26 protein-coding genes are annotated in these 26,655 nt (G+C 61.3%); 15 read left to right on the top strand and 11 right to left on the bottom strand.

Annotated elements, in window-relative coordinates:
* Positions 1-2: 2 nt before the first annotated feature.
* Positions 3-251, top strand: a complete 249-nt coding sequence (locus tag QP909_RS07330) for a hypothetical protein (protein ID WP_239278752.1) — start codon at positions 3-5, stop codon at positions 249-251.
* Here QP909_RS07330 and rsgA read toward each other — a convergent pair.
* Complete coding sequence (rsgA, locus tag QP909_RS07325; protein WP_269954201.1) at positions 248-1,273, bottom strand: ribosome small subunit-dependent GTPase A; 1,026 nt, start codon at positions 1,271-1,273, stop codon at positions 248-250. The genes QP909_RS07330 and rsgA overlap by 4 nt on opposite strands.
* Positions 1,266-2,567 (bottom strand): 3-phosphoshikimate 1-carboxyvinyltransferase, encoded by a 1,302-nt coding sequence (aroA, locus tag QP909_RS07320; protein ID WP_284766730.1) that lies wholly within the window; start codon positions 2,565-2,567, stop codon positions 1,266-1,268. The genes rsgA and aroA overlap by 8 nt, the downstream gene beginning before the upstream one ends.
* On the opposite strand from aroA, the gene QP909_RS07315 reads away from it, so the two are divergent.
* Positions 2,566-3,213, top strand: coding sequence for an SOS response-associated peptidase (locus QP909_RS07315; RefSeq protein WP_284766729.1), 648 nt, complete (start codon positions 2,566-2,568; stop codon positions 3,211-3,213). The two genes, aroA and QP909_RS07315, sit on opposite strands and share 2 nt — an antisense overlap.
* Here the strand turns inward: QP909_RS07315 and ybaK are convergent.
* A complete protein-coding gene (ybaK, locus tag QP909_RS07310) occupies positions 3,199-3,702 on the bottom strand; it encodes a Cys-tRNA(Pro) deacylase (RefSeq protein WP_239278756.1) in 504 nt (167 codons plus the stop codon). The two genes, QP909_RS07315 and ybaK, sit on opposite strands and share 15 nt — an antisense overlap.
* A gap of 37 nt (positions 3,703-3,739) precedes the next feature.
* Here ybaK and QP909_RS07305 point away from each other — a divergent pair, with 37 nt between their 5' ends.
* Together QP909_RS07305 and QP909_RS07300 are read left to right on the top strand one after the other, a co-directional pair.
* On the top strand, positions 3,740-4,342 hold the full coding sequence (locus QP909_RS07305) for a sigma-70 family RNA polymerase sigma factor (RefSeq protein WP_200436091.1): 603 nt from the start codon (positions 3,740-3,742) through the stop codon (positions 4,340-4,342).
* Positions 4,342-4,614 carry an anti-sigma factor gene (locus QP909_RS07300; RefSeq protein WP_005326557.1) on the top strand — a complete coding sequence of 91 codons (273 nt, stop codon included), beginning with the start codon at positions 4,342-4,344 and terminating at the stop codon, positions 4,612-4,614. The genes QP909_RS07305 and QP909_RS07300 overlap by 1 nt, the downstream gene beginning before the upstream one ends.
* Before the next feature lie 266 nt (positions 4,615-4,880).
* Here QP909_RS07300 and QP909_RS11920 read toward each other — a convergent pair whose 3' ends face one another.
* Together QP909_RS11920 and QP909_RS07295 are read right to left on the bottom strand one after the other, a co-directional pair.
* The gene (locus QP909_RS11920) at positions 4,881-4,955 is read right to left on the bottom strand and encodes a 50S ribosomal protein bL37 (RefSeq protein ID WP_100067784.1); all 75 of its coding nucleotides are present in this window, start codon (positions 4,953-4,955) and stop codon (positions 4,881-4,883) included.
* Between the two features lie 83 nt (positions 4,956-5,038).
* On the bottom strand, positions 5,039-5,299 hold the full coding sequence (locus tag QP909_RS07295) for a WhiB family transcriptional regulator (RefSeq protein ID WP_005322377.1): 261 nt from the start codon (positions 5,297-5,299) through the stop codon (positions 5,039-5,041).
* Between the two features lie 498 nt (positions 5,300-5,797).
* Between QP909_RS07295 and QP909_RS07290 the strand changes: the two genes are divergently transcribed.
* Positions 5,798-6,286: a hypothetical protein gene (locus QP909_RS07290; protein WP_284766728.1), complete on the top strand. Its 489-nt coding sequence runs from the start codon at positions 5,798-5,800 to the stop codon at positions 6,284-6,286.
* 72 nt (positions 6,287-6,358) lie between these two features.
* Here QP909_RS07290 and QP909_RS07285 read toward each other — a convergent pair whose 3' ends face one another.
* Positions 6,359-7,597 carry an Rv3212 family protein gene (locus tag QP909_RS07285; RefSeq protein ID WP_284766727.1) on the bottom strand — a complete coding sequence of 413 codons (1,239 nt, stop codon included), beginning with the start codon at positions 7,595-7,597 and terminating at the stop codon, positions 6,359-6,361.
* Positions 7,594-8,919, bottom strand: coding sequence for a DEAD/DEAH box helicase (locus QP909_RS07280; protein ID WP_284766726.1), 1,326 nt, complete (start codon positions 8,917-8,919; stop codon positions 7,594-7,596). Before QP909_RS07280 ends, QP909_RS07285 begins: the two co-directional genes overlap by 4 nt.
* Before the next feature lie 71 nt (positions 8,920-8,990).
* Here QP909_RS07280 and QP909_RS07275 point away from each other — a divergent pair, with 71 nt between their 5' ends.
* The 8 genes from QP909_RS07275 to QP909_RS07240 all read left to right on the top strand — a co-directional run bounded on the left by QP909_RS07275 (position 8,991) and on the right by QP909_RS07240 (position 21,295).
* Positions 8,991-9,215 (top strand): DUF3107 domain-containing protein, encoded by a 225-nt coding sequence (locus tag QP909_RS07275; RefSeq protein ID WP_005322370.1) that lies wholly within the window; start codon positions 8,991-8,993, stop codon positions 9,213-9,215.
* Between the two features lie 61 nt (positions 9,216-9,276).
* Positions 9,277-10,215, top strand: a complete 939-nt coding sequence (locus QP909_RS07270) for a DUF3152 domain-containing protein (protein WP_284766725.1) — start codon at positions 9,277-9,279, stop codon at positions 10,213-10,215.
* A gap of 9 nt (positions 10,216-10,224) precedes the next feature.
* Positions 10,225-11,010, top strand: a complete 786-nt coding sequence (locus QP909_RS07265) for a hypothetical protein (RefSeq protein WP_284766724.1) — start codon at positions 10,225-10,227, stop codon at positions 11,008-11,010.
* A gap of 32 nt (positions 11,011-11,042) precedes the next feature.
* Positions 11,043-14,150 carry an ATP-dependent helicase gene (locus QP909_RS07260; RefSeq protein WP_284766811.1) on the top strand — a complete coding sequence of 1,036 codons (3,108 nt, stop codon included), beginning with the start codon at positions 11,043-11,045 and terminating at the stop codon, positions 14,148-14,150.
* Positions 14,143-17,322, top strand: coding sequence for an ATP-dependent helicase (locus QP909_RS07255; RefSeq protein WP_284766723.1), 3,180 nt, complete (start codon positions 14,143-14,145; stop codon positions 17,320-17,322). Before QP909_RS07260 ends, QP909_RS07255 begins: the two co-directional genes overlap by 8 nt.
* A gap of 72 nt (positions 17,323-17,394) precedes the next feature.
* On the top strand, positions 17,395-18,513 hold the full coding sequence (locus QP909_RS07250) for a potassium channel family protein (RefSeq protein ID WP_005322361.1): 1,119 nt from the start codon (positions 17,395-17,397) through the stop codon (positions 18,511-18,513).
* Entirely contained in the window at positions 18,514-19,245 is a 732-nt protein-coding gene (locus QP909_RS07245) for an NAD(+) diphosphatase (RefSeq protein ID WP_239194232.1), read from the top strand.
* A complete protein-coding gene (locus QP909_RS07240) occupies positions 19,238-21,295 on the top strand; it encodes an ATP-dependent DNA helicase UvrD2 (RefSeq protein WP_269954211.1) in 2,058 nt (685 codons plus the stop codon). The genes QP909_RS07245 and QP909_RS07240 overlap by 8 nt, the downstream gene beginning before the upstream one ends.
* Here the strand turns inward: QP909_RS07240 and QP909_RS07235 are convergent.
* Complete coding sequence (locus tag QP909_RS07235; RefSeq protein WP_284766722.1) at positions 21,273-22,160, bottom strand: hypothetical protein; 888 nt, start codon at positions 22,158-22,160, stop codon at positions 21,273-21,275. The genes QP909_RS07240 and QP909_RS07235 overlap by 23 nt on opposite strands.
* A gap of 62 nt (positions 22,161-22,222) precedes the next feature.
* Here QP909_RS07235 and QP909_RS07230 point away from each other — a divergent pair, with 62 nt between their 5' ends.
* The gene (locus tag QP909_RS07230) at positions 22,223-22,744 is read left to right on the top strand and encodes a M48 metallopeptidase family protein (RefSeq protein WP_284766721.1); all 522 of its coding nucleotides are present in this window, start codon (positions 22,223-22,225) and stop codon (positions 22,742-22,744) included.
* Here the strand turns inward: QP909_RS07230 and QP909_RS07225 are convergent.
* The gene (locus QP909_RS07225; protein ID WP_284766720.1) at positions 22,741-24,162 is read right to left on the bottom strand and encodes a zinc-dependent metalloprotease; all 1,422 of its coding nucleotides are present in this window, start codon (positions 24,160-24,162) and stop codon (positions 22,741-22,743) included. The genes QP909_RS07230 and QP909_RS07225 overlap by 4 nt on opposite strands.
* Before the next feature lie 93 nt (positions 24,163-24,255).
* On the opposite strand from QP909_RS07225, the gene QP909_RS07220 reads away from it, so the two are divergent.
* On the top strand, positions 24,256-25,320 hold the full coding sequence (locus tag QP909_RS07220; protein WP_284766719.1) for a YlbL family protein: 1,065 nt from the start codon (positions 24,256-24,258) through the stop codon (positions 25,318-25,320).
* Positions 25,321-25,325: 5 nt separating this feature from the next.
* On the opposite strand, the gene QP909_RS07215 is transcribed toward QP909_RS07220, so the two are convergent.
* Positions 25,326-25,997: a beta-N-acetylglucosaminidase gene (locus tag QP909_RS07215; protein ID WP_284766718.1), complete on the bottom strand. Its 672-nt coding sequence runs from the start codon at positions 25,995-25,997 to the stop codon at positions 25,326-25,328.
* A 46-nt stretch (positions 25,998-26,043) separates the two neighbouring features.
* A complete protein-coding gene (locus QP909_RS07210; protein WP_284766717.1) occupies positions 26,044-26,580 on the bottom strand; it encodes a PPA1309 family protein in 537 nt (178 codons plus the stop codon).
* Between the last annotated feature and the right edge of the window lie 75 nt (positions 26,581-26,655).

Raw genomic sequence — 26,655 nt, 5'->3', positions numbered from 1 at the left:
ATATGACTCAGCGCTTCAAGAACCTCGCTGCGGCCACCGTTACCGCAGGCGCAGCCCTCAGTGCCGCGCCGGCCGCCCTGGCAGATACCACCCCAGCTGCGGATGCGGCTGCCGACGCCGTGCCCACCACCCCGTGGCTGGCGCTGCTAGAGACTTCGTCCCAGGGCACCTGGGGCCAGATCCTCGATGTATTCTTCGGCATCGTGGATGGCATTTTGGGTGTTATGGCCGATACCGGCTTCCACCTCTAATTTTCCCACTCCACGTTGGTGCGCAGGGCCTCGAGTAGGCCGCGCACCGCGTCGCGCCGCCGCGCACTGGCGGTATCAGGGGGAATCAGCGCAGGATCATCGAGGCCGCATTCTGGGTCCGCAGGCGGGCCCATATGCGTACAACCGCGGGGGCAGTCCTCGATGGCGGCGGCAAGGTCTTCAAAGACGCCAAGCACGTCATCGGCATCCACGTGTGCGAGGCCAAAGGAACGGATGCCTGGGGTATCGATAATCCAGCCGCCGGTGAATGCATCCTCGGCGGGGAGGGGGAGCGCCACCGATTGGGTGGAGGTATGCCTGCCCTTGCCGACGCCCGATACTTCCCCCGTTTCCCTATCCGCATCCGGTACCAGCCGGTTGACCAGGGTGGATTTGCCCACGCCGGAATGTCCGATGAGCGCGGTGACGTGGCCGTCGATGTGGTTGCGCACCGCCTCAAGTCCGTCTTCGACGCCGGCTTCCACCACCGTGATATCGAGATCGGCGAATTCGGCCGCGAAGGGGGCAGGATCCGTGAGATCGGTTTTGGTCAGGCACAGGATGGGGTGGATATTGCCCACAAACGCAGCGATGAGGGCGCGCTCGACAAACCCAGAGCGCGGCGGCGGATCGGCCACGGCGGTGACGATGAGCATCTGGTCCGCATTAGCCACCACGATGCGCTCATAAGGGTCGGTGTCATCGGCCGTGCGCCGGAGGACGGAGGTGCGCTCTTCCAGCTTCACAATGCGCGCTAGGGTGTCCTTCTTGCCGGAGGTATCGCCCACCACGCCCACGCGGTCGCCTACCTCGATGGCGGTGCGGCCCAGCTCGCGGGCGCGCATGGCGGTGACCCGCGGGCCGTCGTCTAGCGCTACGCCCCAGCGCCCGCGGTCCTTGGTGATGACCATGCCAAACTTGGCATTTTTGTGCTTGGGGCGGTCCTTAGTACGCGGCCGCGAGCCCTTGCCGGGGCGCACGCGCACGTCGGATTCATCGAAAGAACCGAAACGCCTAGCCATTGCTCTCCTGTTGCTCGGGGTCCACCATCGTCTCCCACATGCGGTCGAAGCCGGGCAGGGTCTTCGCAGTGGTGGAAATGTCTTCTACCTCTACGCCCGGTACCCGCAGGCCGATAATCGCGCCCGCGGTGGCCATGCGGTGATCCGCGTAGCACGGCCACTCCCCGCCGTGGAGAGGGGCGGGGTCGATGTGCAGGCCGTCGGCAAGCTCGGTGACCTTGCCGCCGAGGGCGTTGATATTATGCGCCAGCGCCTTCAAACGGTCGGTCTCGTGCCCGCGCAGGTGCGCAATGCCGGTCAGAGTAGAGGGGGTGTCCGCCAGGGCGCACAACGCCGCGACGGTGGGGGTGAGCTCGCCAATATCGCCCATGTTGCGCTCGATGCCCTGCAGCGCGCCGTCTTTGGAGCCCTTGGCAGTGACAAAGCCCGGCTCTTGGGTGACCGTGACGCCCATATCCACCAAAATATGGCGGATGGCGTCGCCCGGCTGGGTGGTATTGGCAGGCCAGCGCTTAATGGTTACCCGGCCGCCGGTGACGGCAGCGGCGGCAAGGAAGGGCGTGGCATTGGAGAGATCTGGCTCGATTGCCCATTCCCGCCCGGCAATCGGGCCAGGATGCACGGTCCACTTATTCTCGCCGGAATCCACGCGTACGCCGGCTTGGCGCAGCATGCCTACGGTCATCTCCACGTGCGGCATGGAAGGCAGGGGACCGCCCTCGTGGGTGACGGTGATGCCTTGTGCAAAGCGCGCACCGGCCAGCAGGAGTCCGGAGACGAACTGCGAGGAGCCAGAGGCGTCGATAGTAACCTCGCCGCCTTCCGGCACTCCATGCGAGCGGACGGTAAAGGGCAGGCTATCGCCGTCCACCTCGACGCCGAGCTGGCGCAGTGCATCCAGGGTGGTGGACATGGGGCGGGCGTAGGCCTGCTCGTCGCCGTCGACAAGCACGGCGCCGTCCGCCAGGGCCGCAACCGGCGGGATAAAGCGCATGACCGTGCCGGCTAAGCCGCAGTCCACCGTGGCGCCCTTAAGCGGGCCGGGGGTGACGTGAATATCCTCGCCTTCGTGCTCGAAGCGCACGCCCATAGATTCCAGGGCCTTTTCCATCAGCTGCGAATCGCGGGAGACCAGCGGCGCGCGCAGGGTAGAGGGGCCATCGGCCAACGCCGCCAGAATGAAAGCGCGGTTGGTAATAGACTTCGAGCCCGGCACGTGCTGGGCCCACGTAATGGGGCCTGCCGCTTGCGGGGCGGACCAAGGTTGAGACATATCGTCCATAATAGAGGGCATGTGCGGAAGATTCGTTCTTTTTACCGAGTCCCTTCTCGATGAAGTGGGCGCGCTGCCCGGAGTTACTGAGGTCCACGCCCCACAAGGCACCCCAGGCCCGCGCTACAATATTGCACCCACCCAGCCGGTGGCGATGGTGCGCGTGCACGAAAGCCTCGCCCAAGTCGACCCTGCGCGGTGGGCACTGCTGCCGCACTGGAAGAAGGACCTGGACGGCCCGCCGCTGTTTAACGCCCGGGCAGAGACGGTGGCCACCAAACCCTCCTTCCGGCATGCCTTTAAGGGGCAGCGCTGCCTTATCCCCATGAACGGCTACTACGAGTGGCATCAAGAAGAAGGCGGCAAGCAGCCCTATTACGTTCACGCGGAAGAGGGCCTGTTGTGGGCGGCAGGCCTGTGGGACATCGGCCTGGACCGACTTTCTGCCACGATTGTCACCACCGCCGCCACGGAAGAAATGGAGTGGCTGCACCACCGCCTGCCACGCTTCTTGGCGGCCGAAGAAATGCGTACCTGGCTGGAGGGCAGCCCCGAGGAAGCCGCTGAGCTGCTCTTGCCGACGCCCCTGCGGGGCTTCCACACCCACCCCGCCGACAAGGCTGTGGGCAGCGTATCCAACGATTATCCGGAGCTACTCGGCGAGTAGATCGGCAAAGCTGGCAGAGCACAGCTCTGCGAGGTCCTCCGCATTGAGTTCGATATCGAGTCCGCGGCGCCCGCCGGAAATAAAGACGGTATCGAAAAGGACGGCGGTTTCTTCAATGACCGTGGGCAGCGGGTTTTTCTGGCCCAGCGGGGAAATGCCGCCGGGAATGTATCCGGATGACTTGGATGCGTCATGCGGATCCGCCATGGCGGCCTTAGAAACGCCGTGGGCGGCCGCGGCCTTCTTGAGGCTCAGGTGGTGGGTGGTAGGGATAACGCAGACTGCCAGCTTGCGCTTTGGTCCCTTGCCCGCAGTTAAATCGATGACCAGGGTTTTGAGCACGCGATCCGGCTCTACCTCTAGGGCAGCCGCGGCGTGATCACCGAAGTGATCCTTGCCCGCCTCAAAGGTATACACGTGGTGGTCTACGCCGGCATCTTCCACTACTTTGAGCGCTGGGGTAGCTGCATGCGGGGACTTTTTAGACATGCCTGGGATTCTAACGCTACGCGTTAGGATAGAAATTGTGGCTAAAGAAACAATCAGCGAAAAGGAGCTGCAGCGCCGCTTCGAAGCGGAAGCGCTGCCCCTGCTAGACCAGCTCTACGGCGGTGCCCTGCGCATGACGCGCAACCCGCAAGATGCTGAGGATCTCGTGCAGGAGACCTACCTCAAGGCCTATAAGTCCTTTCATTCCTTCAAGCAAGGTACAAACCTTAAGGCTTGGCTGTATCGCATCATGACCAATAACTACATCAACTCCTACCGCAAGGCGAAGCGCCGCCCCACGGAGTCCTCGGCCGATGACTTGAGCGATTTTCAGCTCTATACCACTGCTGGGCACGATTCCACTGGCCTGGAATCCGCCGAGGTATCAGCGCTTAAAGACATGCCGGACGCCACCATTTCAGAGGCCATGAATGACTTGCCAGACGACTACCGGATGGTGGTGTACTACGCGGATGTAGAAGGCTTGGCGTATAAGGAAATTGCAGAAATCATGGATACTCCGCTGGGTACGGTGATGTCCCGATTGCACCGGGGAAGAAAATTGCTCCGGAAAGCGTTGAAAGACGTGGCACGAGAACAAGGCATTGGATTAGAACACCCAGACATGGAGGAGAAGTAATGGACCGCGCAACGGAACACAACTGTGGTGCGTGTAGCTCCCCAGAGGTACAGGCCCTCCTGTGCGAGCTTCTCGATGAATCAACCACCTATGCCCGCGCACTCGCCATCCGCGAGCACATCGCCCAGTGCGATTTCTGCCAACAGCGCCTCGAGAGCGAGGAGATTATCCGCTCCCTGGTGCGCAACTGCTGTAACGGCCAGGCCAAGGCGCCGCAGGCGCTGCGCCGCCGCATTTCGGTAGAGATTACCCGCATCGACACGGCGTGGTAGGCACTGTTGCTCACCCGCTGTGGTGGGGTCTGGTCTCATGATCTTCCAACTTTTTGCTTGAGCCCATACTGATCGGGCCGAATTGAGGGCGGAAGGGCCGAATTGAGACCCCAATGTGTTCAATTCGGCCCGATCACATTGGACTTAAGGCACGGAGAGGTCAAGCGGGGAGCTAGGAGACGACATCGATGTGCGTCTGACATAGCAAAAGCCCGGTTCTACGGTCGAAGTGACCGAGGGAACCGGGCTTTGAGTAATGCTGTGCGTTATGCGCCAGGACGCTTGCCGTGATTAGCGGACTTCTTGCGGCGATCCTTGCGCTTGCGACCACGCTTGCTCATTGCGCACTCCTTCGTTGAGGGTATCTGAACTTTATTCAACTGTAGCGGCTAAGGGCGCCGAAACGAAAATTGGGGGCTGCTTATTAAGCGGAAACGCGAGCGCGGCCACGGCCGCGGTTGCGGCGGCGCTTGAGGGCGCGGCGCTCCTCTTCAGACAGGCCGCCCCAGACGCCGGCGTCCAGGCCGGATTCCAGTGCCCACTTCAGGCAGGAAGAGGCAACAGGGCAGCGGTTGCAGACCAGCTTGGCCTTAGCGATTTGGGTAAGTGCGGGACCAGAATTGCCTACTGGGAAGAACAGCTCGGGGTCTTCGTCGCGGCAAACAGCTTCGTGGCGCCAATCCATGATTGATATCTCCTAACAAAAATTCGACAGCAGTAAGCACAAGCGCTTTTCATGAGAAATGAAAAGCAACCAATGCCAGGGTGGGTGGTTGTGTGAACTGGTCTGCGTGCAGTGGGGCCCGGTCTCGAGGTCGGGCCAGCGTCGCCGCCGCCAATGGTTCACATTGTGGTTGCTTGAAGTTTCCTTCAAGTTAAGAAGAGGTTTACGTCCTCTTTCTTTTTGCTACCCCAGAATCATGACATGTTTACTCAGACTCCGCTAGGGGTAGAGGCGAAATTGTGGTCAACCTCACTTGAATGAAACTGGTGTGGGGGTCATTTGGGTTCACGATCGAGTTGAAAGAAGCCTGTGAGAAACGCGCTGAACTGGCGTATTGTCCAAAAAACATTGAGTGCGGTGACTGAAGAGGCGTCAAATCTACCCGGCTAACCCCTGCCCCCGCGAAACCTGAGTGGCGCACAAGGAAATGCCCTTGACCGGTGAGTAGACTGTGGGTTTGTGTCTAAGCAGAAGAAAAAGCAGGTAAACAAAAAGCAAAGTACGACCTCGGCGCAGCCGGCGCGTGAAGCGAAGACCCAGCAGGGCGCGCCACAGCCGGTCCTGGTGGCCGCAGCGCTCGCCGTGGTTCAGTCCATCGCCGTCATCTGCTTCGGTATCTTCCTGATTGTGCGCGAGGTGACCGGCGCAGAAAATGGTTCCATGGTGTCGGATTCGGGCTCCGGAAGCTTTGTAGGGCTGGGCACCGCACTATTTATCTTTATTGTCTTTGGCTTTGTCATCGTCGGTGCTTGGGCCATGGTTAAGGGAAAGCGCTGGGGTAGGGGAGCCATTATCCTGGTGGAGCTCATCTTGGCAGCGAGCTCCTTCCAGATGTTCAGCGGCGGATCGCCGCTACTGGGTGCGGTGACCTTGGCGAGCGCCGCAGTAGTCATTTTCCTGCTGATGTTCGTCCGCGCTTCCACGGAGTGGGCGGCAGCAAACTTCTAAATTCGCTGCCACGCACAAGGGCCGCGCCCCGGATAAATCCGGAAGGCGCGGCCCTTTCTGTAGCGGAGGGTGTTAACCGGCGCTTAGGCCCACGACCTGATCGCCGCGGGTTTCCACGATGGTCTCGCCCGCCAAGGTGAGGTAAACGGGACCGCGGTAGCTGCCGCGATCAACCGGGATGGTTCGCAGAGTTTTGCCGGTGGACCAATCCATGACAGCAATGCCTTCTTGGGTAGGTACCAACATGTGCTCGTCGACGGCGATGGGGGTGCCGATGGCATCGTCTACCACGTGATCCACTGCGAGGTTGCTCGGCTTGAAGAGGTAGAGGCGGGAGCCATCAAACCAGGTCATATGGTGTGGCAGGTCCGCGGTTGCCGGGGCGAATGGGGAAGCACCTGCGTCAATATCTGGAGAGGGCTCTGCCGAAGTAGAGTCCAGCTTTTCGCCCTTATTGTCGTAGGACTCGATCGTGGGATTCGGGCCTGGACGGTAGACGGCGGCGGCCTTTTGCCCCACAGCGACAAGCCGGGCGCCGTCGGTGGCTATGTCCACATCGGCGGCGATATCGGGCTCACGGGAATCATCAGGGGTGGTGTCCTGGAAGCGCAACCAGGTGGTGCCCGGCTTATCGGGGCAGGACTCGGTCAGTGCCAAATTCTCGGTACGGGTAAGGGCGGAGCTAATGGTGCAGTCTTCATGCGGTTGCTTGTCCGGCTCCTGTTTAGCCTCCACATCACCGTATTCCACGGTGCGCACCATATCGGAGCGCCACAGATCGATGCGGTCGGTGGAGACCGTTCCTACCCGGTCATTGGAGGAAACGGGTACTACCTCTTCCGAGCTGACGGCGCTGCGGGTGCTGTCATACTCGCCAGTTGCGGCGTTTATCGCCACGGTATCCCCGCAGCCCACGCCGGTTTTATACGACGCCACGATCTTGCCCCATGCTGTAGACAGCGAGCACAGATCCGCGTCCGTGCGCTCATAAGTCCACGCCTCGGAGCCGTCCGGGTTGGTGGCAGTGAGCGTGTGATCGGCGTGCGTGATGGTCAGGCCGTGTGCTGAAACCGCCCGGTATTGGCCAGGCACCGGTTCGTTGGGGAGGCTGAAGGACTCGTGGAGTGCCTCGGGGACGTCGGCAAGCGCGGGTGCATCCTTATCCCCAGGAACGGCCGCTTGGCTAAGATGCGCTTGATTAATATTGGCGGTGATAGCCGCGCCGCCGACCGCGATGGCGCAGACCACGGCAATAACGCCGGTAGCCTTCCAATCGGTGGGCGTCGAGCGCAAAATGGGAGCTTTAGTCATCGGCGGCCTCCTCGCCGGCGCCGGGAGCTGCCGCGGCGCGCGGTGGTACGGGTGGGGGATTTTTCGCGGACAGGCACCTGGCCCACGACCTTGGTCTCAGGGCCGACAGTTTCCTCTACCTCCGCGGGGATGTCTAGCGCCTGGGCCAGCTCCGGGGACGTGGAGAACCACTGCGGCGGATTCGGCTCACCCAAATCCAGCTCATCATTAATAACCTGCCATTTGGCCAGCTCATCATAGCCCACCATGGTGATAGCGGTGCCGGTATGGCCGGCGCGACCCGTGCGGCCGATGCGATGGACAAAGGTCATCGGATCATCCGGAACCTGATAGTTGATGACGTGGGTGACATCATCAACGTCGATGCCGCGGGCGGCAATATCAGTGGCGACCAAGATATCCACCTGGCCGGTGCGAAAAGCATGGAGCGACTTCTCGCGCGACTTTTGCCCCAGATCGCCGTGGACCGCGCCCACATGGAAGCCGCGCCGGGCTAGGTCATCGGCCAGCTGGGCGGCCGCGCGTTTGGTGCGAGCGAAGATGATGGTGCGTCCGCGGTCGGCGGCCTGTAAGGCGTGGGCGACAACGGCAACCTTATCCATGCGGTGGGCCTGGAAGGTGACCTTGCGAGTGGAGGAATGGGTGAAATCCTGCTCGCCGGATTCGGCGCGGATATGGATGGGTTTTTCCATAAACCGGCGGGCGAGCGTCAAAATTGCGCCCGGCATCGTGGCGGAAAAGAGCATGGTTTGGTGGGCATTGCCATCGAGTGCCTTGAGGATGGCCTCCACCGAGGGCAAAAAGCCCAAGTCCAGCATCTCGTCGGCCTCATCGAGCACCAAGATAGCCACGCGATCGAGCTGCAGATCGCCGCGTTCGTGGAGATCGATCAAGCGGCCGGGCGTGCCGATGATGACATCGACGCCCTTGTTGAGCTTTTTGATCTGTTCCTCGTAGGGACGGCCGCCGTAGATGGAGGCTAAGCGCACGGGTAGGTGGGCGGCAGCCACCTGCAGGTCCTCGGTGACCTGCTGGGCAAGCTCGCGGGTGGGGACCACCACGAGGGCGCGCGGGGTGCCATCGAGCTCGTCGATATCGGCGTCATCAAAGACGCGGTCCAAAAGCGGCACGCCAAAGCCATAGGTCTTGCCCATGCCAGTGCGCGCTTGGCCAATCAAGTCCTGGCCAGATAGCGCGATGGGCAGGGTTAATTCCTGGATTGCAAAAGTACGCGTGATGCCACGAGTGGCGAGACCATCGCAGATTTCGGCCGCAACGCCGAGTTCCGCGAAGCTCGGTGGCTGGGATTTTATGTCAGACACACCTTGATAGTAGCCGGGATGGTTATAGTGGGGCCATTGACAATAAAACTCTAGTTAGAGGAGGAATCTTCATGGATATCAAGTTTGGCTTCGCGGATACCGCTCGCGAGCTGGTCATTAGCGCTGCAGGTGACCAAGCCGAGCTGACGCAGAAGATCAACAGTGCCCTGGCGGATAACTCCACCTTGGAATTGGAAGATGACAAGGGTCGCAAGTACCTCGTGCGCACTGACCGCGTGGTCTACGTCGAGGTCGGCATTGCAAAGAAGCACGCCGTGGGATTCGCCGGCGCCTAAGGCGAGCACATAGGGCTGCTGATTCAGCTTTTTTAAATACAAGCGGGTAACCTAAGGCCCCATGGAAAAAAGGGAGATTCGCCACGCCCACCGGAGCCAGGGCCATTCGCCGGACGACCCCAATGCGGTGGTCCGGTTTGCGCGTCAATATGGCTGGTGGCGCGTGGTGGCTATCCCCCTCATGATCGCGCTGACCATTTGGTTCATCGTCGATATTGCTACCGGAAATTCCCCTGAAGAAAAGGCGGAAGCCACTAGCGAGGCTGCCCCAACGAGTACGGAGAAGATGGGCCCTGATCCTGCCGATTCTGCAGCGGTCAAGCGGGAAATCAGCGAGATGCCGCCCGGTGGTTCCTATACCAAGCAGGGAAAGGGCACCTTCCACGAGGTAGGTGAGCCTGGCGCCGTCACGGGTAAGGGCGGCAAGCAAAAGGTGCGCTATTCCATCGAGGTAGAAGATGGCCTTAATACCGCACCGTATGGCGGCGATGAGTCTTTTGCCGCCATGGTGGAGGCCACCTTGTCTGACCCGCGCGGCTGGACCGCGCATAAGGACTTCGAGTTCGAGCACGTGGCCGCTGATGCGGAACCGGATACCCGCATCCAGCTGACTTCGCTCGGCACCGCCGCAGAGCGCTGCGGCGAGAAGATTGAAACGGAAACCTCCTGCCACACCACTATTACGGGCGAGTCCACCACGATCATCAATGAGGCCCGCTGGGTGCGCGGCGCCACGCCTTTTGAAGGCGATTTGGGCAATTATCGCCAGTATGTCATCAACCATGAGTTGGGTCATGCCATTGGCTATGCGGCCCACCAGCCGTGTGGTGGCCAGGGCAAGCTAGCGCCGATCATGATGCAGCAGACCTTGGACCTTAACAACAAAGAATTGCACGATCGCAAGCCCAGCGAGGTCTATCCTGATGAGGACGTGACCTGCTCACCAAACCCGTGGCCTTATCCGAATCCGGATAATAAGGATCCCCACCAACCCGAATAGGAGTTAAGGATGCCGCTTCCCCCAGAGCATGTTTTAAGCGCCTTCCACGCGGAAACCGGTGCCACTGGTACCCGCCGCGCGCAGGGCGATCAATTGGGCCCGGTGTGGGATAACGGCATCAAGGTGGGCGACGTGGTCTATTCCCAGGCCGGTCCGTTTGCCGCCTGGTCCGCTAAGGTGCGCGAGCGCCTCAGCGTGCAGGGGGCCCGCGTTTCCCGGCCGGTACTGTCTAGCGATGGTCGGCACACGGCCGCAGGGTGGAAAGCTACCCAGTTTATTCCGGGCCAAGTACGCGGGCGAATTGATGAAACCGCACAGATGGCGTTGCGCCTCGACGCGGCTATAGCCGAGGTACCCCTTCCCAACGGGCAGCGTAGCGATGCCTTCGCTCGTGCAGAGCGCGCCGCCTGGGAGGAAACGGGCGAGGCTTATCGCCCAGCCCTGCTTGCCGACGTCCCCCTTATCCCCGCCCACACCGCTCTTCTCACCACTACGGTTTACCACGGCTCCAACCCGCCGGGCATTGTGGACATTGTGCCGAGCGGATCCCCGCGCCCAGCCGGCTGGACGGCCGCTTTGGTTATTGTGGATGGGCTCATTGGCCAAGCGGTCGATGATGGGATCTGCCAGCGCTTTAGTCATGTACCCGGTATGCCGGAATTGCTATTGCGCGCTGTGTCGTATCGCCGTCATGTCAATGACCTGCACCCCGCGTCGCGTTCAAACACGCGTTCGCACATTGAGCGGGTGGAGCAGCATCTGGTGTCGCGGGCATCTGCCATACTGGAGCGGTGAGTTACGACCCCCATTCCACCGCGCGTGCGGGAGTGGTCCTTCCACCGTCCCCGCAGGTGCGCCTCGTTCCCCGTACCCAGTCCGCCACGACCCGCAGTTGGCCTGTTGACCTGCCCGAATCCGGCACCTGGAAGGTAACCGGTGCCGCCGGCACCGGCGTGTCCAGCTTCCTTATCGATACCGTCATTCATGCCTTGGATAAAGCCCGGGAGACCGGCGCGGATCCCTCCGGCATCCTCGTTATCGCTCCCTCGAAGGAATCCGGCGCCCGGCTGCGCCGCGAGCTCTCTGAGCGCCTCGAGGATTACGCCGCACAGACCTCCATGGTGCGTTCCGTACACTCCCTAGCATTCGCGTTGCTGCGCACAGCGGCCGAGGAGGAGCTGCGACTTATTACCGGTGCCGAGCAAGACGCCGTTATCCGCGAGCTGCTCACTGGCCAAGCAGAAGACGGACACGGCTCGTGGCCCGCGGAGATGCGGCCCGCGCTGGAATATGTGGGATTCGCCCGGCAGCTGCGCGATTTCCTTTTGCGTTCCATTGAACGCGGCCTGGGTCCGGGCGACCTAGAGCGCCTCGGCGCCGAGCACGGCCGCCCCATGTGGTCCGCGGCGGGTGAATTCCTGCGCGAGTACGAACGCGTGCAGCTCCTTTCCCGCGCCCATTCCTATTCCGCTGCGGAATTGGTTACCGCGGTTCTTCAGCGCCCCCAGCTACTGCGCGAGCACCCCTTCCACACCATCATTGTCGATGATGCGCAATTGCTCGATCCCACTGCGGGCAAGCTCATTCGCGAAATGGCCCCGCAGGCTAATCTCGTGGTGGTGGGTGGCGATGCCGATCAATCCGTCTTTGCCTTCCGTGGTGCTAGCTCGCGTTTCCTGCGGGACTTCCCAGCTGACCACGACATTGAGCTTACCGAGCCTCACCGCACACCCGCTCCGGCGTGCATCTCCATCGTGGATTCGGACGGCAGGCTGCGTGACGTCGTAGCCAATACCGTGCGGCGCCGTCACTTAGAAGACGGCGTGCCCTGGCGCGATATCGCCGTCATCGTTCGTTCAACCGGTGATATCGGCCAGATGCGCCGCACCCTTTTGTCCGCCGGCGTGCCCGTGCACATTAGCCCTACCGACGTCGTCTTAGCCGAACAGCGTTTGGTTTCCGCCGTGCTGCTCGCCCTGCGTGCCTTGGAAGAAGACCTATCAAACTCGGAGTTGGAAGAATTACTCACCGGCCCCGTGGGTGGCGCTGATCCCGTCACCCTGCGCCGCCTGATCCGTGGATTGCGCCGCTGGGATTCCACTACCCGGGGCATCGATAGCCTGCGCGGTCTTCTCTACGGCGAGCTCCCAGACTTTAATGGACAACTCACTGAGCGCGAATACTCCATCCTGGAGCGTGTACGCGCGGTTCTAAGCGCCGGCCGGGACGCACTCGCCTCCGGGGACTCTGTGGAGGAGATCCTCTGGGCCGTGTGGAGCGCAACTGAGCTTGATAACCGCCTGCAGGCTTCGGCGCTGCGCGGTGGTGCGACCGGCTCGCAGGCCGACCGCGACTTGGATGCAATGATGGCGCTTTTTGACGCCGCAGGCGACTACGTCGAGCGTCGCCCTGATTCCTCGCTGCGTGCCTTCCTGACGCATATCACCGAACAAGAACTTCCCACCGGTGTGCGTGACCGCCGCACCGCCATTCCGCAGGCAGTAGAGATCCTGACCGCACACGGTGCCGTGGGCCGCGAATGGGATACCGTCATCGTGGCCGGCGCGCAGGAAGGAAGCTGGCCTTCGCTAGGGGAGACCGGCTCCATCTTTGGGCAAGAAGATCTCATCGATCTCCTCGACCACGATATTGATCCCGATACCCCCGTCAGCCACGTTGCCTCCCGCTTGGCAGAGGAGCGACGTCTCTTCCACGTCGCTACCACGCGCCACCGACAGCGCCTTCTCATTGCCGCCGTGGAAAACCCAGAGGGCGATACGGTCTCTGAGCCTTCTCGCTTCATCAGCGAATTCGCCGGCCGTGGCGTGGACGTGCCTGGCCAAGCTGCGCGTCGGCAAGCAAAGCGGGCGCTGCGCCGCACCCAACTCCCGCGCGAACTGGGCCTCGATGTGCCCGAACCCGCACCCGTGTCATTGCGCGATGGGCTCGAAGTGGATCCCCTTGATGTGGCGGTGCTGTCCGTGCCGGCCTTTGTCGCACAATTGCGCCGCGTAGTTACCAATCCGGAATCCGGTGAGGTTGAGCGCAAACAAGCAGCGCGCCAGCTCGCTCGGCTAGCGGCAGCCGATATCCCTGGCGCCCACCCGGAGCAGTGGTGGTCTGCGCGCTCCGTTGCGGCTGAAACGCCGCTGCATACCAGCGGTAGTTTGTCGCCTTCCCGTGTGGAAGCATTGCTCAACTGTCCGCTCAAGGCCGTGCTCGGCAATGTAGCCGAGGACCCAAGCACCGAGGAACACCTGCTCCGCGGTACGTTGGCGCACGCCTTCTTTGAAGCCCTTGGCCGCGGCATGGACGCGGAAAAGGCCAAGCTATTGGTGATGGAGGCTTTCGAGCGCATTCAGGATGTACCGCAGTGGCAATTGCGATTCAAGCTCGATGAGTTTTCCACCCTGTTGGACCGCGCCCGGGAATGGGCGCGCCAATCCGAGGTCAATCAAGAGCTTGCCGGTGTGGAAATCCCCGTAGGCGTACGCGTCAGCGAGGAGGTGCGCATCGGCGGCTATATGGACCGTCTGCTTCGCGATGAAGAGGGCAATTACTTGGTGGTGGACCTCAAGACAGGTAGAAGCATGCCGGCTAAGAAGGAAGGCGAAGACCATGTGCAGCTGATGACCTATCAACTCGCGCTTGCCCACGGCGCATTTGACGGCCACCAGGTTCACGACGGCGAAGGCATGCCGCGCCAGGGCGGTGTGCTGGTGTATCCGGGGGTGACCACCAAAAAGATTGGTGAGATTTGGCAAAGCGATAAGTCGCCGGAGGCCCTGGAAGAATTCGCCGCACTTCTACCCCCGCTGGTGGAGGAGATGCGTGGCCCGCGCATCACTGCGCGCACCAATAAAGACTGCGATAAATGCCCAATTCGCTCTATCTGCCCCGTGCAGGAAGAAGGAAGGATGACCACCGATGCCTAAGAGCAACTTTTCCCCACAGCAGATCGCTGCAGCCTTGGGCAAGGACTTTCCGCCTACCGAGGAACAAGCCCACGTCATCGAAGGCCCATTTAGCCCCAAACTCGTGGTTGCCGGCGCTGGTGCCGGCAAGACAGAAACCATGGCCTCGCGCGTGGTCTATCTTGTAGCCAATGGCTATGTGCGCCCGGAGCAGGTTCTCGGCCTGACCTTCACCCGTAAGGCCGCGCAGCAGCTGGAGCAGCGCATCCGCCGGCAGCTGATTAAATTGCGCGATTCCGGTCTCATCCCACCAGGCGGTGAGGTGGCAGAAGCGCTAGAAAACATTGCGCCGAAGGTAGCCACCTATGACTCCTACGCGGGAGAACTCGTTCGCGAATACGGGCTCTTGGTTCCAGTAGAGCCCACCGCACGCATCATCACCGAGGCCGAGCGCTATTCCTTGGCCTACGATGTGGTGCGCAATTACACCGGCCAGCTGGAAGACGACCGCGCCCTAGCCACGATTACCGAGACCTTGCTGAAATTCAGCCAGGACATCGATAACGGGCTCAAGGACACGAGTCACATCGCCCAGCATGCCCGCGATTTTCGGGCGGACATCGATAACCTCGATAAATCCCAAAAGAATGGCCCCGAATACTCGCAAAAGTTGCTGGAATATATCCAAACACAGGAACGCCGCGTGCAGTACGTGCCGCTGCTGGAGGCCCTGAAAAAGGAACAATCTGAGCGACAAGTCATCACCTTTGGCGAGCAAATGGCCGTCGCCGCCCGCGTCGCGCGCGACCATCCTGTGGTGGGAAAGCAGCAGTCCCAGCGCTATAAGGTCATCATGCTAGACGAGTACCAAGACACCTCCTATGCCCAGCGCGTGCTTCTACGCAGCCTATTCGGAGGGGACCAAGAGGACCTGTCGGTTACGGCCGTGGGCGATCCAATGCAGGCCATCTACGGGTGGCGTGGTGCTACCTCTGAAAACCTCACTGCCTTCGTGGAAGACTTCCCAGTCGCGCCGGGCACACCCGCCCCGAAGGACCAGTTGACCACCTCTTGGCGCAACCCCTCTGGTGCGCTGGATTTGGCTAACTCAGTGGCGGAGGGAGTATTCGAAGGCGTTGAACGTCCCGTGGACGAGCTGTCTGCCGCCCCGCATAAGGGCGAAGGCGATATCCAGTTGGCGTACTTCGACAGCGAGGTTCGCGAGCGTGAATTCGTTGCCGAGTACCTGAAAGAGCAGTGGGAAAAGCGCGAGGGAGATACCTTCAGCGCGGCGGTTTTGGTGCGCAAAAATAGGCACTCCGCACCCATCGCTGCGGCCCTCGACAAAGCGGGCGTACCCAATGAAATCATCGGTCTCGGTGGCCTGCTGTGGCAGCCAGAAATCCAGGACCTCGTAGCTATTGCCACCATGCTCGTGCGCCCAGAAGACTTGCCTGCGGCAGTGCGGGTGCTGGCAGGGCCGATTTGTGGCCTGGGAATCAGTGATATTCAAGCGCTCGCTTCCCGCCAACGAAACCTGGCCGGCGCGAGGGAGGAGCGCTTGCGCTGGGAGCCGGGGATGGACCCGGAAGAATACTTGCGTGCGCAGCTGGAGGATGTCACCGCTGAGGAGCCGGATCAGCGCGTCGGCCTTGCTGACGCCCTGGCAGATTTGGGTGAAAGAGACCGCTATACCCCGCAAGGCCTCGCCCGTATGGAAGAGGTTTCTGCCAAACTGCGACACCTGCGTACTTATTCTCTTTCCAAACCGCTGGTGGACATCTTCGCCGATATTGAAGCATTGTTTAATATCCGCACCGAGGTACTAGCTCGTGGAAGCGCAGGGGGCGCGACACATCTGGATAAATTTGCCGATATCGTCGCAGGCTTCCACGGTGATTCCTTGTATGCGCTCTTGGATTACTTTGCGTTAGCGCTCGAAAAGGAAGATGGCCTAGACCTCGGCGAGGTTCCCGCCGCCACTGACCGCGTGCAGATTATGACCGCGCACAAGGCCAAGGGTTTGGAATGGGAACACGTCTGCGTGGTGCATGCGGATTCGTCTAGTTATAGTGCGAAAGCAGAGACTTTCCTGTCCAGGATCGACAAGGTCCCAGGGGACGATGACTATATTGAGGTCCCGGAGGATGCCCAAAAGCGCTCGCATTTTCAAAACGCGTGCGAGGAGTTTAAGAAGGCAGATAGCGCCATCAAGGCGGAAGAATCGGCGCGCCTTTTTTATGTGGCGCTGACGCGTACCGAATCCACCCTGACCGTTACCGGATCGGGCACCAATAACGCTCCCGGAAAGAACAAGAAGGCTCCCTATGAATACCTAGAGCGCCTGAAAGAGCAATTCCCGCAGTACGTGGTGGAGTGGTCCGTCCCCGACGAGCCTTCCGAGGATGATTTTGGGGAGAGCGCACAATTCCCAGCGCTTGAGGCTAGCCCAGAGGCAGTCGCCGGTGCGGACCTAGTCCTTGCAGCAATGGAGGAACTCCCAGATTTGAGCCGGGGTGAAACCTTTGAGTTATGGGAGCAAGAAGCTGGCGCGCTCATTGAGGAGTACAAGGCCCTGCAACAGCCGGTGGTAGACGTTGAGCTACCCAGCGAGCTGACCGCCTCCGACATGGTTGCGCTGCGGGCAGACCCGCTTCAGTTTGCCCGCAGGCAGCGCCGCCCCGTGCCGTTTAAGCCGAATTCCTATGCCAAGCGCGGTACCGCTTTCCACGCGTGGCTGGAGGACCGCTTCGGCAGCCCGGCGCTATTGGGCGAGGAAGAACTTCCGGGAATCGATGAGCCGGAGGACTTCGATTTGGAAGAGCTCAAGGAAGCCTTCCTGAACTCCGAGTGGGCCGAGCGTCAACCGGAGCACGTGGAAGCGCCCTTTGAGATCACCATCGGTGAGGCCGTGGTGCGCGGGCGCATGGATGCGGTATTCCGCTTGGAGGATGGCACCTGGATGGTGGTGGACTGGAAGACCGGCCGCCCACCCCAGGGAGAAGCCATGGATGCTGCCAAGATACAGCTAGCGGTGTATGCAGAGGCCTGGCGCCGCATCCACGGCGGGGAAAAGATTCGTGCCGCATTTTATTATGTGCACGATGGCTATACCTTCGAGCCTGCCCGCCTGCCGCGTGGGGAAGAGCTGAAGAAACTCCTTGAATCGTCAGTAGAGCACCACAAGGGCTAAGGTATGTGGGCGGTTGCGTAAGCGCGCAATCTCTTGAGCAATCATTCGAGATCAGAAAAGAAGGCTGGGCTAGTGGGCAAAAAACGTGCGCAGGCAATGAAGTCACGCTTTAGAAGTCGCTTCTTGCCGCAGGTCGAGCTGTCCTCGCAGCCGGACCACGCGCTCATTGATGTCATTACGGTGCCGAGGGATGAAAATTCCAGCCCGTGGCGTCAGTTGGGCAAGCGTGTGCTGTGGGCTTTTGGCATTGTTGTCTTCGTGACCATCGTGGTCTATGTGGACGGCGGTGGGTATAGCGAGGACATGTCGTTATTGGACTCCGCCTACTATGCGGCGGTGTCGCTGACCACTGTGGGTTACGGCGATATCGTGCCCGTGTCCCCGCAGGCCAGGCTCATTAACTTAGTGCTTATTACCCCTGCCCGCCTGATCTTCCTTGTTTTATTGGTTGGCGCGACCTTGTCCGTGTTGACGGATAAGGCCCGCCGTACTTTCCAAATCCAGAACTGGAGAAAGCAATTGCGTAACCACACCGTCGTTATCGGTTATGGCACCAAGGGTGCCGGAGCCGTGGCCGCGCTGCTGGCCGATGATGTTCCGTCCTCCCAGATCGTGGTCATCGATACCAACCGTGCGTCCCTCGCTCACGCCGAGCACCACGGATTGGTCACCATCTTTGGTTCCGGCACCAAGCAGGACGTGCTAAAGATCGCTGGGGTAGAGCACGCCAGCTCCATCGTCGTTACCCCATCTACGGACGATACCGCGGTGCTGTGCTGCCTCTCCGTGCGAGAGCTTGCGCCCAAGGCCAAGATCGTGGCGTCGGTGCGCGAGTCCGAAAACCGTCACCTGTTGCTCCAATCCGGTGCAGATTCCGTGGTCACCTCCGCTGAGACGGCCGGCCGACTGCTAGGCCTGGCCACCGTCACCCCGACGGTGGTGGAGATGATGGAAGACCTGCTCTCACCCAACGAAGGGTTCTCCGTAGCCGAGCGCGCCGTGCGCGAATTCGAGGTGGGCTCCAACCCACGCCACCTGGCAGATATCGTGCTGGCTGTCCTGCGCAATAACGAGCTGCACCGCGTGGATACCGCGGATGCCTCCGCGCTGAAGCCGGGTGATCGCCTGCTCTACATCAAGCATGAGATGGAACAGCCCATCGAGGTCATGGACGATGATGATGAGGATTAAATGTTCCTCCCAGTAACCCCCCACGGCCAGGTTCCGGTTACGGCAGCGGGGGAACCGGTGCTGGTGGAGAAGGTTCCCGGGGGCGTCGGCAAGCACGCAGTAGTGGACCTAGGTACCCTGCAGGCGTGCGCGTATCCGGAGGACGGTGCTAGCGAGCTGGGCCGGCTAGAAAGCGCAACGTTCTTTGCGGACCAGCCGGTGATTTTGCAAGCCATTGCGCTGATCCGCAATCGGCGCGAGCAGCGCTTTGATCCGCGAACTGGCCACAAGCTGGATTACCCAGCACCGGGAATCGTTGGGCGCGATCCCTTGGACGAGCGCCGGATGGTTTTCCCACGCCTAGATCCTGCCGTCATTGGGCTTATTCGCCTCAGCGGCACCGACCGGATTTTGCTGGCGCGCAATCGCCGCCGCACTAGCTTCTTTTCGCTGATCGCCGGCTACGTTGAGCCGGGCGAGACCGCAGAGGCTGCTTTTGCACGCGAGGCCCTGGAAGAAACCGGGCGCAAGGTGGAAGATATTCGCTATTGGGGCTCGCAGGCGTGGCCGCCGAGTGGCTCTCTTATGCTGGGCTTTTGTGCGCGCACGGCTGATGTCCACCCCACCTGCCATACTGATGGGGAATTGGAAGAAATCCGGTGGGTGGAGCGCGCCGAGCTGCCTGAGCTTAAGCTTCCTCGTCCGGGTTCAATTGCACACACGATGATTATGGAGTGGTATCACGGTGACTAAGCCGGATTTGTCCCTGCTGGATGAAGATCAGCTGCGCGCGGCCACGGCGCCGCGCGGGCCCGTGTGCATCTTGGCTGGCGCGGGTACGGGCAAGACCCGCACTATTACCTATCGCATTGCCAATTTGGTGGACCAAGGCTTTGTGAGCCCGCAGCGCGTGCTTGCGGTGACCTTTACGGCGCGAGCGGCCGGAGAAATGCGCGATCGCCTTCGCACCATGGGCGTGGCCGGCGTGCAGGCGCAGACCTTCCACGCGGCGGCGCGCCGCCAGTTGAAGTATTTCTGGCCGCAGGTAGCAGGAGATCTTCCGTGGCAGCTGCTGGATAATAAATTCCCGCTGGTTGCCCGCGCGGTGCGCTCGGTGGGGCTGGATAATTCCAAGGACATGATTCGAGACGTCCTGGCGGAGATCGAGTGGGCTAAGTCCGCGCTGGTCAGCGCCGAGGATTATGAGTCCGTGATCGCCAATACGGACCGCAGTGCGCCGGCCGATCCTGCCAAGGTGGCAGAGGCCTTCCGCCGCTACGAGCAGTCCAAGGCCACGCCGGACATGATGCACTTGGACTTCGATGACCTGCTCATGCACATCGCAGGTGCCATCGAGAATGTGCCGGCGATTGCGGAGACCTTCCGCGAGCAGTACCGCACCTTTGTCGTCGATGAGTACCAGGATGTTACCCCGCTGCAGCAGCGGGTGCTCAACGCGTGGTTGGGAGAGCGCGATGACCTTACCGTGGTGGGCGATGCCAACCAGACCATCTATTCCTTCAACGGTGCCTCCCCGGACTACCTGCTCAATTTCTCCCGCACGTACCCGGATGGCACCGTGGTCAAGCTGCAGCGCGACTATCGCTCCACGCCGCAGGTAACGGACCTGGCCAACCGGGTCATTGGCAAGGCCACCGGCCGCGCGGCGGGCACGCGCTTGGAGCTGCAGGGCATGCGCGAGCCCGGCCCAGAGCCCACCTTCAAGGCCTATGAGTCCGAAGAAATTGAGGCCCAGGAGGTGGCCGGCCAGGTCCTTACTCTGCTGGATCAGGGTGTGCCGGCCTCCGAGATTGCCATCCTTTATCGCATCAATGCCCAGTCGGAGCAGTTTGAGCAGGCGCTTGCCGACGCCGGAGTGGTCTACCAAGTCCGCGGCGGCGAGGGCTTTTTCCGCCGCCCGGAAATCCTGGAGGCGATCCGCGTGCTCATCGCCGCGACCCGCCGCGAGGACCTGCCGGATGACCCGGTGGCTATTGCCCGGGCCGCGTTTGTCGAGTTGGGATTGAGTTCCACCGAGCCGCAGGGCGCCCAGGCCCGCGAGCGCTGGCAGTCCCTCAACGCACTGGTTGGGCTCATTGAAAAGATTGTGGAATCAACTCCTGGCATCGATCTCAACGGGGTGCTGGGGGAGTTGCGCCGGCGCTCTACCGATAAGCAGGCCCCGGCCATGGAAGGCGTGACGCTGGCTACCGTGCACGCCGCCAAGGGCTTGGAATGGGACGCGGTATTCCTCGTGGGGCTGACAGAAAAGCTCATGCCCATCAATCACGCCATCAAGGCCGGCGACGAACAGGTGGAAGAGGAGCGCCGCCTGTTTTACGTCGGCATTACCCGCGCCCGTGAGCACCTCGCGCTGTCGTGGGCGCTGGCGAAGACTACCGGCTCGCGTGCCTCGCGCGAGCGCACCCGCTTCCTCGATGGCATCGTCCCGGCGGCCGAAGATGCCTCCGGCGGTGGGTCTCGCTCGCGCCGCCCGAAACGCTGCCGCGTGTGCTCCGGCCCGCTGGGAACACCGGCGGAAAAGGTCATCGGCCGCCATGAAGATTGTGAAGGCGGCGGCGATGAAGAGGTCTTTGCCGCTTTGCGCTCGTGGCGCTCCCAGGTTGCGCGTGAGGAAAAGGTGCCGGCTTATGTCATCTTTTCCGATGCCACCCTGCAGGCGATTTCGGAGGAATTGCCCTCCGATGAAGCAGAGATGCTCTCCATCTCCGGCGTAGGCCCGAGCAAACTGGAGCGCTACGGTGCCCAGGTGCTAGAGGTTATTCGTTCGGTTCGCAGCTAGCCAGGTTGGTCTTGCCGCCGAAGCACACCGGGCAGCGTGGATGCGCTATGACGGTGCGCTTTTGGTGGTGTCCGTAGATATCGACCTCCCATTGCTGTCCGGGGCGCGGCTTGGCGGTTGGCGCGCCTGGCGGCAGCGGGCGCCCCATCAGTCGCCGGATAGTCACTTGCGTATGTGCCGCAACTGCATCGAGCACCACGGTTTCTGGCGTGCGGCGCACGCGGGTGAGCTGGGTGCTGATGATATTCCAGAGTGGGTCCATATCCACGCGCGCCAAGTGCGCACACAATGGGCATGGGCCTTGGCCGCGGATACGTACCGGTCCAATGACGCCACGACTGTCCAGCAAAGACACCGGAATCCACGTGGTTGCTGTGCCCGCGAGTGCATTCGCGCAATCCAGCGGGCAGTGCAGCTGGTCCACGGCGAGGACCGGATACATGCCGTCGAGGTCGTGGATATAGGAAAAGGCATTGTCCTCCTCCAGCGGGATGCGCACTTGGAAGCCATCCGCCTCCAGGCGCGCGCGAAGGCTGTGCGCCAGGGTGGATTCTCCCATGAGGACAATGGTGTCTGTCTTTTCGGCGGCCTCCCTGTGCGGCCAGAGGATGCCGTAGTCCAGCGCGTCTTCAATCAGGCTCAGCGCCGCCGCCTCCTCTAATCCTGCTGCCCGCAACCGGTCAGACAGTTCTTGTGGGGACACTGGCTCGCGAGCGGTGTTGAAAGCCGTCGCGATGGCGAGCGCGCTTCCTGTTTCCGCAACCCCAACGCGGGTGGCATCCATGCCAAATTGGATCACCGTTTCCTCGCGGCAAAACACTGCGCTGCCGGGTGCTAAGACCACCTGGGTGGCAGAAATCCCCACGCCTTTAACCCCTTCCCCCGAAGTATGTGGTCTCCATTGCACCACAGGTACAATCACCTGTCATGTCGAGCACGCAGCCAACCGCACCGCAGCCCCCGGAGGTCAAAGTCATTCGCTCTGCCAAGCGGAAGAAAACCGTGCAGGCGCGTATGGTATCCGGGGTGCTCGAGGTACGCATTCCCGCGTGGATGTCCGCGCGCGATGAGCACGAAGCAGTCGCAGACATGTTGGCGCGGGTGGAAAAGAAACAGGGCAGTGGCCGCCGCACGGACGCCCAGCTCGAGGAACGTGCGCGGCGGCTCAACGCGGCGTATTTAGATGGTCGTGCGACCATCGGCTCTATTCGGTGGGTGAGTAATCAAAATACGCGGTGGGGTAGCTGTACTACCTCCACCGCGGATATTCGGCTGAGCGACCGGCTGCAACACGTGCCGGACTATGTGCTGGATTCAGTAATCATTCACGAGCTCACCCACACCTTCATCCCGCGCCATGGCCGGGATTTTTGGCAGTGGGCGGACAGGGCGCCCCACGCCGAGCGGGCGAAGGGCTATCTTGAGGCCTATCAGCGCTGGGGCTGTTAGTTCTCCTCGTCCTCGTTGCCCTTGTCCTTCTTCTCGTCCTTGCCTTCCGGATTCTCGGGCTCCTTGGACTCGTCATCCTGTGCCGCAGAAGAATCCTCGCCGTTCTTCAGCATTTCCTCCAGCTTGGCAAACTCTTCTTCAAAGCCCTCATCTGGGCCTTCGTCCAGCAGGGAGTCGATAAAGGCGGCCGGGTTATCGAGGTGCTCTGCAGTGGGCAGGAAGTCTGGGTGATCCCAGGCCTTATCGCGCTTGTCCGCGCCCACGGCGACGGTGGCGCGGCGCCATAGCTCAGCGGCCTCAGAGACCTTCGGGGCATTAAGTTCGATGCCGACCACCTTGCTGAAGGCGTTCTCGGCGGAACCGCCGGTGTTGCGGCGATGTGCCCATGCCTGGGTCAGCTTCGAGGTCGACGGGATGCGCTCGCCCAGTGCCTCAGTAACGACGTGCTCGGCCCAGCCTTCCACGAGTGCCAACAGGGTCTCGAGGCGGGATGCGGCCGCAGTGTTCTTGGAGGTAATGCGCGGGGAGAGGTCCATGCCCTGCAATTTGCTCATCGCGTCCTGGATCGCCTGTGGATCGCCGGACTCGAGGTTGAGCTCGCGGGTGACTTCCTCCAGGTGGGAGGTATCAATAACCAGGCCGATGGCATATTCCTCCACGGAGGAGACGATGCGCTCTACCAGCCAGGGCACGTGCTTGAACAGGCGCTGGCGGGCAGCCTCGCGGGCGGCAATATAAACCAGCACTTCCTGGCCAGGAACATTAAGCTCGCGGGCGACCTTCTGGATGGTCTGTGGCAATAGTGCCACAGTATTGGCTGGGGCGATGGGCAGGCCGAAATCGGAGCCGGTCAGCGCCTGGGAGGCCAAATCGCCCAAGGCGTGGCCAAGCTGCATGCCAAAGTTCATGCCAGACATCTGGTTCATCATCTTGGTCATGGGGCCCATCATCTCGCGGGCCTCTTCCGGCATGGAGTCCAGCTGAGCATCATTCATGTGCTCTGCCACCGGGGTGACCATGCGCTGCCACGCCGGCATGGTCTCTTCCAACCACTGCTTGGAATCCCAAGCCTTGGCCGTGCCGGAGGCGGTGGGCAAATAGGTGGCGTCATCAAGCCAGAGCTCCGCCAAGCGGACGGATTCCTCTACAGCCTTGGTATCGTCCGCGCTTACCGCCTTGGACTGCGAGATCTGCTGCAGGGCGATGCGCTTAGCCATGTCGTAATTGACGGGGCCGGAGTTTTCCGGCGAGTTCATGGAAGAGCCCATGCCGGACAGCATCTGACCGAACTGGTTCAGCATGTCACCCAGGCCGCCACCATTAGCGCCGCCGAATGCGCCGAACGGGTTCTGGTCACGACGTCCGTCATTATCGTCGTCATCGTTATTGGGGAAAGAAAAACCGAATCCGTTGCTCATGCGTACTAATCTACCGGCACCGTCCGGCTACTTTCCATGATCCCCGCTACGCTGACAGCGAACACTACGGCAAAGGTTGTAGGGTATTGATCCGTGAATTCTCCTGCTAGCCGTCGCGTCCGCACCATTGCTTGGGGTGCCATCCCCGTCGTCCTCACCGGTGCGTTGGTATCGCTTGACCATATCCCTGGCACTGATGTGTCTTTGACCGTGCCTTATGCCGCTGAGGGGCCAGGTCCCACGGTGGACACGTTGGGGGAGGTCGACGGCACTCAGGTCGTCGATGTCCAGGCGCCGAAAACCTATGACACCGACGGCCACCTCAACATGACCACGGTCTCTGTGCGCACCAATATGACCCTGGCGCAGGCGCTGGGCCGCTGGATGATGACCGATGACACCATCGTGCCCATCGATACCGTAATTCCGCAGAACATGAGCGATAAAGAGGTAGAAGAGTCCAATAAGCAGGCCTTTACCCAGTCCGAGTCTGCAGCCACCGTCGCGGCAATGGATTACCTGCACCTGCCGGTAAAGATCACCATCGCGGAAGTTTTGGATGAGGGCGCGGCGCAGGGCACGCTGAAAAAGGACGATGTCATTACCGCGGTAGAAGGCAAGGAGGTCTCGGAGCCGGGCGAGGTCCAAGACGTCATCAAGCAGAAAAGCCCGGGCGATAAGGTCACGCTGACAGTCAAGCGCGGCGGCAAGAAGCAAGAAGAAGAAATAGAGCTAGGGGAGAACCCCCAGCAGAAGGGGCAGGCAATGCTGGGCATCGCCATGCTCTCGGTCCCGCAAGACGATATTGAGGTCAAATACAACCTGCAGGATATTGGCGGTCCCTCCGCTGGCATGATGTTTACCCTGGCGGTTATCGATAAGCTCAACGAGGAGGACCTCACCGGCGGCAAGTTCGTGGCCGGTACGGGCACGATTCAGGAAGATGGCAAAGTAGGCCCCATTGGAGGTATCCAACATAAAATCGCCGCGGCGCACGAGGCGGGCGCGGAGCTCTTCCTCGCGCCGAAGGACAATTGCTCCGAGGCCGCCGCGAGCGACCACGGCGATATGCCCATCGCGGAAGTTTCCACCTTGGATGAGGCAGTGTCCACGATGAAGGACTTCGCGGACGGCAAGGATATTAAAACCTGCCAGTAGCCAGCCTACTTAGCTAGGCCCAGCTCCTTGATCTTCTCTTCTGGGTCTTCTTGGTCGGAGGAGATCATCTGCTGCATGACCATGCCTTCTTTATTGTCCACCACGGTGATGACCGCGGTGGTTCCCAAGGTGGACCAGCCTACGACGCGGTCGCCATCATCCTCAATGACCTGCGAGCTACGCAGCTCGGTAAGCACCTGCGTGGTTTGCTTTGCCTTGGAGTGCGAGCGGAAGAACTGGAACTGGCCTACCTTCGGCCCAGAGCAGTTATAGGAATCGTCCCCGCCCGTGGAATCGCAGCGGTCGAAGTGCGCGAAGAGCTCCTTGGGCGCTACCGGAGCAAAGATGTCATAGGCTTTGGCCACCGACTTCTCCAATTTTTCGCTGCCGGGTTCCTTGCTTGCCGACGCCCCCTCAGACACCCCCGAGCTCTCCGCCGCGCTCGATTCCGCGCTGGACTCAACGGTGGAAGAGGAGCTAGGGGCGGTGCTGGTTTCTTCAGCGGTATCCACCTCTGGGGCGGTGGACTCGGCGCCGGCAGGGGAGTTCTCCACGGGGGCGTCGGCAGGCGCGGCATCGTCCGAGGAACAAGCGGCAGTGCTCACGCCTACACCCAGCAGAAGCGCTGCTGCGGTGGCGCGGGTGGCGGTCAGGCGAGTGAGAGTAATGCGTCGCACGGTAGGAAAATGCTCCTTAGTCGCAGGCGAGAATTGTCACTTCAGTCTAATCTAGCTCATCCGGGTCTTGGTTCAGCCCATAGCGCAAGGCCGCAATAACCCCCGGTGCTACCTGCGGGCCGCCGCGCAGCTGGATGTCATCTTCTGCAAACGGTCCGGCCGCTTCCAGCTCTTCCTCGGTGGGGCGCAGCTGCAGCAACGTGGTTTCAATGCCTTCCTCGCGCAGCGCACCCGAATAAAGGCGCGCCGGGCGAGGGGAGGGGTCCTCGCTGGAGGTATCGCGGAACTTAATTTCTTGGGCCAAGATGACGCCGGCGACCTCCCGCGGCCAGGCCAGGCGGGAGACATAATCGGCCAGCTGCTCAGAACCGGGCTCAATGTTTTCGGGCACATTATCTTGCACGATAAGGGTAAGCGGCGCGGCATCCTCTTCATCGAGCGCGGCAAGCTGATCGGCTACCAAGTGGGTGGGAACCAGCGCGAAGATGGTGGGCCGAGCGTCCCAGCCTTCGGCGTGGACGAATTCCACGGCTTCGGTTATCGCGCGGTTTAAAGCTGGCTGTGATAATTCGGGGGAACTCATGGACATCCTTATTCGTTATCTGTGTATTGCTTCCTTAAGCTGGAAGAAGTCTACAGGTTTTAAATTCGCACTATT

The sequence above is a fragment of the Corynebacterium sp. MSK195 genome, from assembly GCF_030228885.1.
Lineage (GTDB): Bacteria > Actinomycetota > Actinomycetes > Mycobacteriales > Mycobacteriaceae > Corynebacterium.
This window is presented reverse-complemented; position numbering and strand designations above follow the sequence as displayed.